Annotated in this window: 9 protein-coding genes; 6 read left to right on the forward strand and 3 right to left on the reverse strand. The window is 67.6% G+C overall.

Going from position 1 to position 9,961, the window contains the following annotated elements:
- Nucleotides 1-171: 171 nt before the first annotated feature.
- Nucleotides 172-951, reverse strand: a complete 780-nt coding sequence (locus AC5P6S_RS20865) for a sulfite exporter TauE/SafE family protein (RefSeq protein ID WP_005411690.1) — start codon at nt 949-951, stop codon at nt 172-174.
- Between the two features lie 102 nt (nt 952-1,053).
- Between AC5P6S_RS20865 and AC5P6S_RS20870 the strand changes: the two genes are divergently transcribed.
- Nucleotides 1,054-1,446 carry a YchJ family protein gene (locus AC5P6S_RS20870; RefSeq protein WP_012481663.1) on the forward strand — a complete coding sequence of 131 codons (393 nt, stop codon included), beginning with the start codon at nt 1,054-1,056 and terminating at the stop codon, nt 1,444-1,446.
- 3 nt (nt 1,447-1,449) lie between these two features.
- Here AC5P6S_RS20870 and AC5P6S_RS20875 read toward each other — a convergent pair whose 3' ends face one another.
- Nucleotides 1,450-2,730, reverse strand: coding sequence for a GGDEF domain-containing protein (locus tag AC5P6S_RS20875; RefSeq protein WP_414498642.1), 1,281 nt, complete (start codon nt 2,728-2,730; stop codon nt 1,450-1,452).
- 150 nt (nt 2,731-2,880) lie between these two features.
- On the opposite strand from AC5P6S_RS20875, the gene egtB reads away from it, so the two are divergent.
- The 5 genes from egtB to AC5P6S_RS20900 all read left to right on the forward strand — a co-directional run bounded on the left by egtB (nt 2,881) and on the right by AC5P6S_RS20900 (nt 8,208).
- Nucleotides 2,881-4,152 (forward strand): ergothioneine biosynthesis protein EgtB, encoded by a 1,272-nt coding sequence (egtB, locus tag AC5P6S_RS20880; protein ID WP_043035329.1) that lies wholly within the window; start codon nt 2,881-2,883, stop codon nt 4,150-4,152.
- A complete protein-coding gene (gene egtD, locus AC5P6S_RS20885) occupies nt 4,149-5,123 on the forward strand; it encodes an L-histidine N(alpha)-methyltransferase (protein WP_049403456.1) in 975 nt (324 codons plus the stop codon). Before egtB ends, egtD begins: the two co-directional genes overlap by 4 nt.
- 84 nt (nt 5,124-5,207) lie before the next feature.
- Nucleotides 5,208-6,476: a lytic murein transglycosylase gene (locus AC5P6S_RS20890; protein ID WP_065184132.1), complete on the forward strand. Its 1,269-nt coding sequence runs from the start codon at nt 5,208-5,210 to the stop codon at nt 6,474-6,476.
- A gap of 40 nt (nt 6,477-6,516) precedes the next feature.
- Nucleotides 6,517-7,383 carry a D-hexose-6-phosphate mutarotase gene (locus tag AC5P6S_RS20895; RefSeq protein WP_065184133.1) on the forward strand — a complete coding sequence of 289 codons (867 nt, stop codon included), beginning with the start codon at nt 6,517-6,519 and terminating at the stop codon, nt 7,381-7,383.
- Nucleotides 7,384-7,434: 51 nt separating this feature from the next.
- Nucleotides 7,435-8,208, forward strand: a complete 774-nt coding sequence (locus AC5P6S_RS20900; protein WP_065184134.1) for a DUF2628 domain-containing protein — start codon at nt 7,435-7,437, stop codon at nt 8,206-8,208.
- Nucleotides 8,209-8,214: 6 nt separating this feature from the next.
- Here AC5P6S_RS20900 and AC5P6S_RS20905 read toward each other — a convergent pair whose 3' ends face one another.
- Nucleotides 8,215-9,402: a benzoate/H(+) symporter BenE family transporter gene (locus AC5P6S_RS20905; protein WP_065184135.1), complete on the reverse strand. Its 1,188-nt coding sequence runs from the start codon at nt 9,400-9,402 to the stop codon at nt 8,215-8,217.
- Nucleotides 9,403-9,961 lie beyond the last annotated feature (559 nt).

Below are 9,961 nucleotides of genomic sequence, written 5' to 3' on the forward strand. Positions count from 1 at the left end.
ACCCATGGGCGGGGTTCATGGCCCGATCGGATGGGAATGCCGGCCAGCGGCCGGCACTGCCCATGGGCGGGGTTCATGACCTGATCGGATGGGGATGCCGGCCAGCGGCCGGCACTACCCATGGGCGGGGTTCATGACCCGGTAGTGCCGGCCGCTGGCCGGCAACCGCGTTCACGCAGCGCGGAACGTATCCCACGCCATCCGCGCGATCAGCACCACCACCAGCCCCACGAACAGCTTGCGGATGAACGGCGTGCCGCCCTTCAGCGCCAGGCGCGTGCCCACCACCGAGCCGATGATGTTGGCCGCCGCCATCGGCAGCGCGAACAGCCACAGGATGTTGCCGGTCGGCACGAAGAACGAGATCGCCGCCACATTCGTCGCCAGGTTCACCACCTTTGATGCCGCCGAGGCGCGCAGGAAATCCAGCCCGAAGAAGCGCACGAACAGGAAGATCAGGAAGCTGCCGGTGCCCGGCCCGAAGAAGCCGTCGTAGAAGCCGATCGCCGCACCGATCGCCAGCGCGATCACCAGTTCGCGGCGACCGATCTCCTGCGGACGGTGCAGCGCGCCGAAGTCCTTCTTCCACAGTGTGTAGGCCAGCATCGCGACCAGCAGCACCAGCACCAGTGGGCGCACCGCGTCCTTGGGCAGCAGGCTTACCGCGGTGGCGCCGGCGAAGGAGAAGATGAAGGCCGTGCCGGCCGCGAACAACACCGGCTTCCACGGGAAGCGCACGTTGCGCGCATAGCGCCAGGCGGCCGCACCGGTACCGAACATCGAACTGAACTTGTTGGTACCAAACAGCATCGCCGGCGTCTGCTGCGGCAGCACCGTGAACAGGCCAGGCAGCTGCACCAGCCCACCACCACCGACGGCGGCATCGACCAGCCCGGCGATGAAGGCGATGACCACCAGCCACCACAACTCAGGGGGAACCAGTTCCAGCACGGCGATCAATCGATATGGGGGCGCGACAGCATACGCCTGTCCTGCACTGGTTGACCGGTGCCCCGCGTGGATCCATCCGCACAACCCGGCGACAATGTCCGCATGAGCCGAAAACCCACCGATCCCTGCCCCTGCGGCCTTCCCGCCGAGTACGCCGCCTGCTGTGGCCGTTTCCATGCCGGTGAGGCCGCCCCCGATGCCGAGCGCCTGATGCGATCGCGTTACAGCGCCTATGTGCGGGGGCTGGCGGACTATCTGCGCCAGAGCTGGCATCCGGATACCCGTCCGGCCGAGTTGTCGCTGGATGATGCGCCCGGCCAGCGTACGCATTGGCTGGGCCTGACCGTGCACGAGCACACTGTCACCGGCGCCGACAGCGCCGAAGTGCGCTTCACCGCCCGCTACCGCGTGGGCGGCGGCAGCGCGGTGAAGATGGGCGAGCACAGCCGCTTTCTGCGCGTCGACGGCCGCTGGTACTACCTCGACGCGGTGTGAGCCTCAGCCGCCGCGTGCCGCCAGCACGCGCTGGCCGGCATGCGCGCGGACCTGGTTGCGGCCACCGTCCTTGGCTGCGTACAGCGCCTGGTCGGCGGCCTTGATCACTGCCGCTGGCCGCTCATCCACGCGGCTGTCTGCCAGCCCGATGCTCACCGTCACCTGCACCGTCTGCCCGCTTCCGCCGCGTCCGCGCTGCCGGCGCCCGGTTTCATCGTCGCGGCTGCGCGTGCTCCGGTCGCGCAGCTGCATGCGGGTGTCCTCGATGGTCTGCCGCAGCGCCTCGACTGCATCCACGCAGGCCGCTGCGGGACGATCCAGGAACACCACCGCGAACTCCTCGCCGCCATAGCGGAACGCCCGGCCACCATCGCCCACCCGGTCCAGGCGCGAGGCCACCAGGCGCAGCACATCGTCGCCGGTGTCGTGGCCGTGGGTGTCGTTGAACGACTTGAAGTGGTCCACGTCCACCATCGCGATGCTGTAGGTGCCGCGCGCCCGCTGCAGGGTCTCATTGAAGGCGCGGCGCCCCGGCAGGCCGGTCAGCTCATCGCGGAAGGCCATATGGAAGGACTCCTGCAGCATCGCGCCCAGCATCAGCAGCAGGGCCGCGCTGGCCAGTGCCGGCAGCAGCACCGGCTGCAGGAACACCCGTGGCAGCATCCACCACAGGCACAGCAGGGCCAGCAGCATCGCCGTGTGCAACGGGCGCGGATGCCGCCAGGCCTGCCAGCCCAGCGCGGCGGTTGCCAGAAGGAACAGCAGCGCTGGCAGCTGTGCCAGCGCGTTCCAGTCGGCCGGAATCCAGCTCCAGTGGCGGTTGGACAGCAGATCGTGCATGCCCCGGGGTTGCTGCGTGGCCAGTAGCAGGAAGATCATCAGCGCGGTGCCACTGGCAACACTCCGCAACAGCAGGTCGTGGCGGCGCCGCCCGCGCTCGGGCCACAATGCCAGGCCCGCGAACAGCAAGGGCAACCAGGCCGAAATGGCATGGAAGCGCAGCGGTGTCAGCGCCGTGACGTGGCCGCTGTGCAGGTAGCCGCCCACGTCCTGGTGCAGCAGCGCGAACATGACCGCCACCACCAGCAGCAGGCAGAGCGTACGCACCTGGTGGTAGAGCAGGGCAAGGCCGGCGCCGAGGCAGGCCAGCAGCCAGGGCAGGATGCGTTGGGCCGGACTGGCAACGTCTTCGTTGCCCAGTGCTGCCCACAGCACCACGGCAACCAGCACGGCGGGCAGCACGAACAGGTAATGCGCAGGCTGGCGGAGCGGATGCAGGGGCAAGCAGGAATTCCAGCGCGGTGACGACGCGGCCGCAGCATTGCCGTTAGCGGCGTTCGCACCGGCTTCTTGAATGCGGGATGGTCACGCATGTGAACGCGTTGACGTCGAACGATGACATCGCACTCACCCTGTTGCGCAGATGCTGCCCGGATGGACAGCGTAGCCACCGCCGTCGCTGCCCCGCAGCGCGATCTCGCCCGCCAGTACGCATGTGTGCGGAACCGCAGCATGCACCTGGCAGCCCCCCTCAGCGCCGAAGATGCCATGCTGCAGAGCATGGCCGATGCCAGCCCGAGCAAATGGCACCTGGCCCACACCACCTGGTTCTTCGAACGCTTCGTGCTGGCCGGCTTCCCACCTGCACCGGCGCATGACCCTGCCTGGGACTACCTGTTCAACAGCTACTACAAGAGCCTCGGCCCGGCGCATGCCCGGCCGCAGCGTGGGCTGCTGTCGCGGCCATCGCTGCAGCAGGTGCGCGACTACCGCCAGCAGGTCGATGCACAGGTGCAATCGCGGCTGGCGGCAGGCGACCTTGATGAGCAGGCACTGCAGCACCTGCAGTTGGGCCTGCAGCACGAACAGCAGCACCAGGAACTGCTGCTCACCGACATCAAGCACGCGTTCTGGTGCAATCCGTTGCAGCCGGCCTACCGCGAGGACCTGCAGCCTGCAACCAGCCCTGCCAGTGCGCAGGGCTGGATCGAGTCGCCCGAGCGCATCGTCACCATCGGCGCCGCAGCCTGGCCGCAGCACACCGCCTTCGCCTACGACAACGAATCGCCGGCGCATCGCGTGCTGCTCCCCGCGCACGCACTGGCCGAGCGTCCCGTCAGCAATGCCGAGTACCGCGCTTTCATCGACGCCGGCGGCTACCGCGAACCGCGCTGGTGGCTCAGCGAAGGCTGGGCGCTGCGCGAAGCCGAGAGCTGGCAGCACCCGCTGTACTGGGATGACGCCCTGCAGCGCGAGTACACCCTGGGCGGTTGGCGCGAACTGGATCCGCATGCGCCGGTCTGCCACCTCAGCTACTACGAGGCCGATGCCTGCGCCCGCTGGGCCGGTGCGCGCCTGCCCAGCGAGTTCGAGTGGGAGGCTGCCGCCGCAACGCTGCCGCCTCGCGGTCATTTTGCCGATGACGATCGGCTGCACCCGCAGGCTGCAGGGGGCAGTGGACTGCGTCAGCTGTTCGGCGATGTATGGGAATGGACCCACAGTGCGTATGGCGCCTACCCGGGCTTCCGCCCTTTCGCCGGCAACCTCGGTGAATACAACGGCAAGTTCATGTGCGGGCAATGGGTGCTGCGCGGTGGCAGCTGCGCCACGCCGCGTGGCCACGTGCGTGCCAGCTACCGCAATTTCTTCATGCCCCCGGCGCGTTGGCAGTTCTCCGGGCTGCGCCTGGCCAGGGATCTCGCATGAGTACGGTGCACGACGCACTGCAGGCGCTGACCGATCTCACCCCCGGCCGCCAGCAGATCCTCACCGACGTGGTGGCCGGGTTGTCGCGCACGCCGCGCCAGCTGCCGTCCAAGTACTTCTACGATGCGCGCGGCTCGCGCCTGTTCGAGCAGATCACGCAGACCCCCGAGTACTACCCCACGCGCACCGAGCTGGCCCTGCTTTCACGGGTACTGCCGGACATCGCCCGAAGCGTCGGGCCGCACCTGCACGTGGTGGAACTGGGCAGCGGCAGTGGCCGCAAGACCGCGTTGCTGCTGGCCGCCCTGCACGACCCGGTGGCCTACACGCCGATTGAAATCTCGCGTGCCGCGCTGCTGTCCAGCATCGACCATCTGGCCCCGGCGCTGCCCGAGGTGGAGATGCTGCCGGTCTGTGCCGACTTTACCCGTCCCGTCGCCGTACCCATGCCCGAACGCGAACCCGCGCGACGGCTGCTGTTCTTCCCCGGTTCCACGCTGGGCAACTTTGAAGGCGAGGACGCGGTCGCGCTGCTGCGCGCGATGCGCCAGACCATGGGGCGTGATGGCCTGGCCCTGGTCGGCATCGACCTGCACAAGGACCCGGCGCTGATCGAGGCGGCCTACAACGATGCGCAGGGCGTCACCGCCGCATTCACCCTGAACCTGCTGGCCCGCCTCAACCGCGAGGTCGGCAGCGACTTCGATCTGCAGGGCTTCCGTCATCGTGCCCGCTACAGCGTCGCGCGGCTGCGCATCGAGACCGATCTGGTCAGCCAGCGGGCACAGGACGTCCATCTGGATGGCCGGACCTTCCATTTCGAGGCCGACGAACCGATCCGCGTCGAATACAGCCACAAGTACACCGACGAGAGCTTCGAAGCGCTGCTGCAGCCGGCTGGCCTGCAGGTCATGCAGCGCTGGGATGCTGAAGGCCCGGCCTATGGCCTGCGCCTGTTGCGTGCCATCTAGGGCGGACGGCCAGCCGGTACCGCTTCAGGTTCAGCAGCACCGCTACCCCTAAGATGGCCGTGCAACGGCAACACGGAGGACGCCATGCCCATTCTGACCACGCTCGGCCTGGCGGCCGCTCTTGCCTCGGCGCCGACAGCGCCCGCCGCTCCTGCCGGCGACATCGATCCGGCGTTCAGCCGCTGCCTGTCGGGCCTGCAGGCCACCGCTGTGACACAAGGCATCAGTCCCGACCGTTTCAACGCGATCACCGCCGGCCTCACCCCGGACCCCAGCGTGCTCGGCCTGCTTGATGCGCAGCCGGAATTCACCACGCCGATCTGGGACTACCTGGCCGCGCTGGTCGATCGCCAGCGCGTGGCTGATGGCCGCGCCCTGCTGCAGCAGCACCGCGACCTGCTCGATCGCGTGTCGGCGCAGTACGGCGTCGATCCGGCTACCATCGTCGCGGTCTGGGGCGTGGAGAGCGACTACGGCCGCGTGTTCGGCAAGCGCCCGCTGCTGCAGTCATTGGCCACGCTGTCCTGCGCCGGCCGTCGCCAACCCTTCTTCCGCGGTGAACTGCTGGCGCTGCTCAAGCTGATCGACCGCGGCGACCTGCAGGCCCAGGGGCTCACCGGCTCCTGGGCCGGTGCCTTCGGGCATACGCAGTTCATGCCCAGCACCTATGCACGCATCGCCGTGGACGGTGATGGCGATGGCCGCCGCGATCTGGTCGGCAGCATTCCCGATGCACTGGCCTCCACCGCCAACTACCTCAAGCGCGCCGGCTGGCGCAGCGGCGAGCCGTGGGGCATGGAAGTCCGCGTTCCTGCGGGCTTCAACGCCAGCCAGGCCGGCCGCACCCAGCGTCGCGCCCTGGCCGACTGGCGTGCGCAGGGCGTGACTGCGCTGGATGGCAGCGTGTTGGCTCCAGCCAACCTGCCGGCGGATGCGCGCGCCGCGCTGCTGCTGCCGGCCGGCAACAAGGGCCCGGCATTGCTGGTGTTCCGCAACTACGACGCGATCTACAGCTACAACGCCGCCGAAAGCTATGCGCTGGCGATCGCGACGCTGGCTGACCAATTGCGTGGTGGCAACGGGTTGGCCACCGCCTGGCCGACCGATGACCCGGGCCTGGGCCGCGATGAGCGCCGCCAGCTGCAGACCCTGCTGCTGGCCCGCGGCCACGATATCGGTGCCGCCGACGGCATGATCGGTACCGCCACGCGCCGCGCGATCCAGGTAGAACAGCAGCGCCTGGGCTGGAGCGAGGTGGATGGCCGCGCAGGCCAGCGCATCCTGCGCACGCTGCAGGAAGAGGCGGCCGCCATCGCACCCGCTGGGCAGAAAGCCTTGCCGGCGGCACGTTGACCGCGACATCATCGCCGCGGTCTTCAAGGAGCGTCATCGCATGCAGTCGAATCCGGACATCAGCACCGGCCTGTATCACGGCCTGGAGGCCTGGCAGGTGCGAACCGCCAACGCCACGGCGGTCGTCAGTGTGTTCGGCGGCCAGCTGCTGTCGTTCATTCCCGATGGGCAGCCCGATCTGCTGTGGCTTTCGCCCACGCGCGCCGAGCTGCCCACGCCCATCCGCGGTGGCGTCCCGGTGTGCTGGCCGTGGTTCGGTCGCCAGGGCCAGAGCGCCGATGTACCGGCGCATGGCCTGGTACGTACCGCGCGCTGGGAGCTTCTGCAGGCCAGCCAGCGCGATGATGGCGAGGTCGAGCTGCAGTTGGCGCCTGCGCCCAGCGCCGATCGCGGCCTGCGCCTGCAGATGCAGTTGCGTATCGGCCGCCAGCTGCGCCAGCAGCTGGTCACCGAAAACACCGGAACCTCGCCGGTGACCTTCACCCAGGCCCTGCACAGCTATTTCCGGGTGGGCGATGCCAAGCGGGTCGAGGTCGAGGGCCTTGACGGCCTGCAGTACCTGGACAAGTACGAGGACTATGCGCAGCTGCGCCTGCAACAGGGACCGTGGTCATTGCGCGATCCGCGTGATCCCGGTCGCAGCGATCGCATCTATACCAGTGCCGGGGGCCACTACGTGCTGCATGATCCCGTACTGCAGCGGCGGATCGAGATCCGCAGCGAAGGCAGCCAGACGCTGGTGGTCTGGAATCCGGGTGCCGAGGCGGCAGCCAGGATGGCCGATGTCGGCGAGGGCTGGCGCGATTACGTATGCCTGGAAGTGGCCAACGCAGGCCCGGAGCAGATTACGCTTGCGGCGGGTGCGCGCCATCAACTGGTGCAGACCTTGGGCAGTACCGCGCTGTAGGCGCGGGCAGCGATTTCAGTTTGTCGATGCAGGTAGCAAGGACGGAAAAACATGCAGGAAGCACAATGGTGGTACGCCAATGGCAGGCAGAGCAGTGGGCCGGTGGATCTGGCCGGTCTTCGCCAGCTGCAGCAGGAAGGGACGGTTACGGCGCGCACCCTGCTCTGGTGCGAAGGCATGCCCTCATGGCGGCCGTTGGCGGAACTGGAGCAGGCTTCCGCCCCCGTCGAGGTGGTTCCGGCCTTGGATATCGACGCAGCCCCTGCGGTTGAGGGCATCGCGCCGGATGTCGGCGACCCGTCCGATCCCTATCGTGCACCGGTCGCTGCACCGGACAGGGCTGCGGCTGCCGGGCTGGAGGGCGAGATGGCCTTGTACGCCAGCGTGGTCGGCGGCAACTTCCCGATCTATCGCCAGCGCTGGCGGCTGGATCAGGGCATTGCCACGGGCAGTGGCACCTGGCATTGGCCGGCCTTCCTGCTCGGCCTGATCTGGATGATGTACCGCAGGATGTACCGCCTGGCGGCGATGTGGGCTGGCCTGCTGCTGCTGATCAGCGTGGTGGAGACCTTGCTGGATGTGCCGGATGGCCTGTCGCTGGTCATCACCTTCGCGCTGAGCATCACCACAGGCATCTTTGGCAACAGCTGGTACCTGGCGCACTGCCAGCGCCTGATCGCCCAGGCCCGTGCCGTCACCGGCGACGATGATGCACGGCTGCGCAGCGAGCTGACCGCGCGTGGCGGCACCAGCGTGGTCGCCACACTGATCGCCATCGTCATCGCGGTGGCGCTGAGCATCGTCGGCGCCGCATTGGCCGGGTAGGGTGGGTCAGCGGTCCTGACGGGGCCGCAGCACCAGCAGGCACAGCGCACCGGCCACCAGGCCCCAGAACGCCGAGCCGATGCCGGCCAGTGAGGCGCCCGAGGCGGTGACCAGGAAGGTGACCAGTGCCGCCTCGCGGTCCCGCTCTACCGCCAGCGCACTGGCCAGGCTGTTGGCGATGGTGCCGAACAGCGCGATACCGGCCACGCAGGCCACCAGCTCCTTGGGGAAGGCAGCGAACAGTGCGGCCACGGTGGCACCGAACAGTCCGATGACGATGTAGAAGGCACCTGCCGCCATGGCGGCGGTATAGCGTCGTGCCGGGTCCTCATGTGCATCACGGCCCATGCAGATCGCGGCGGTGATTGCCGCCAGGTTCAGCGCGTACGCACCGAACGGCGCCAGTAGTGTATTGACCACACCGATCCAGCCGATCAGCGGCGACACCGGGGCGTCGTAGCCGGATGCCCGCATCACCGCCACGCCCGGAATGTTCTGCGAGGCCATGGTGACCACGAACAGGGGCAGGGCGATGCCGGCCACCGCGGTCCAAGACAGGGATGGGGTCACCCATTGCGGTACCGCCAGTTGCAGCTGCATCTGCTGTGCGTGCAGCAGGCCACGGCTGGCCGCAACCGCGATGCCGACCAGCAGGGTGGCGATGACCGCATAGCGCGGGAACAGGCGGCGTCCGGCCAGCCACGTGGCGAACATGGCCAGCGCCAGTACCAGCTGGGTGTTCATGGCCACGAACACGTCCAGACCGAAGCGCAGCAGCACCCCGGCCAGCATGCCGGCGGCCAGCGCCATCGGCACCCGTTGCATCAACCGGGCGAAGATGCCGGAGAAGCCAGCCAGCATGCCCAGAACCGCAGCGAGCAGGAATGCACCGGTGGCCTCGGAAAGAGATGCGCCGCCGGCACCGACCACCAGCATCGCCGCGCCCGGTGTCGACCATGCGGTCACCACCGGTACCCGATAGCGCAGTGACAGCCCGATGCAGGTGACACCCATGCCCAGTCCCAGTGCCCACATCCATGAAGCGATCTGCGCCTGATTGGCACCGACAGCTTGTGCAGCCTGGAACACGATGACGGCCGAACTGGCGAAGCCGACCAGCACAGTAATGAAGCCGGCAACGAGGGCCGGTACTGAAAGGTCGCGCCACCACGCTTGCCGCACCTGCATGTTCATTGCCGTCTCTCCACTGTGCATCCGTGCATTGATAGCCCTTGTGGCGTTGACCGCGCAACGCGCGGTCAACGCCACAGTGATCTTCGAGCGTATGCCATGCGTGACGTTGCCTTGGTTCTGTCATCACCCTGCAAAAAAATGCTTGACGAAATCTGCAGGATCTCTAGAATTCGCTCCCTTGCTGCAGCGCACCGCTTCTTCGGAAACGGCACGCAAACAGCAACGCCACCACCGACGAACGAGATGATCGAACGAAGGTGTTGACGGACTCGAAAAGTCCGGCATAATAGGCGGCTCGCAACGACGAAAGGCCTTCGGGTCCAACGCCGAAGCAGCATCGGCAACAACGTCCACCCCGGTGAGACGGCCTTGAAAAAAGGTGTTGACGAAGCGGAAAAGCCGGCTATAATGGGCGGCTTCGCTACGAAGGAAACTTCGCAGCACACGGGAACGGCGCTGAGGCCACTTCCCCGGATCTTTGAAAGTATGCGCAGGTATCTTGTGAAGGCGCCTGCAGGAAGGATGATTGTCCATCTTGCAGACGTTTGATCAAGCAACT

The sequence above is a fragment of the Stenotrophomonas sp. YJH_SMC_119 genome (genome assembly GCF_059368315.1).

Bases quoted from the DNA above. Each gene is read 5' to 3' on its own strand.
- AC5P6S_RS20870 (WP_012481663.1), top strand. From the start codon at position 1,054: ATGAGCCGAAAACCCACCGATCCCTGCCCCTGCGGCCTTCCCGCCGAG.
- AC5P6S_RS20900 (WP_065184134.1), top strand. From the start codon at position 7,435: ATGCAGGAAGCACAATGGTGGTACGCCAATGGCAGGCAGAGCAGTGGG.
- egtB (WP_043035329.1), top strand. From the start codon at position 2,881: ATGGACAGCGTAGCCACCGCCGTCGCTGCCCCGCAGCGCGATCTCGCC.
- AC5P6S_RS20890 (WP_065184132.1), top strand. From the start codon at position 5,208: ATGCCCATTCTGACCACGCTCGGCCTGGCGGCCGCTCTTGCCTCGGCG.
- AC5P6S_RS20895 (WP_065184133.1), top strand. From the start codon at position 6,517: ATGCAGTCGAATCCGGACATCAGCACCGGCCTGTATCACGGCCTGGAG.
- egtD (WP_049403456.1), top strand. From the start codon at position 4,149: ATGAGTACGGTGCACGACGCACTGCAGGCGCTGACCGATCTCACCCCC.
- AC5P6S_RS20905 (WP_065184135.1), bottom strand. From the start codon at position 9,402: ATGAACATGCAGGTGCGGCAAGCGTGGTGGCGCGACCTTTCAGTACCG.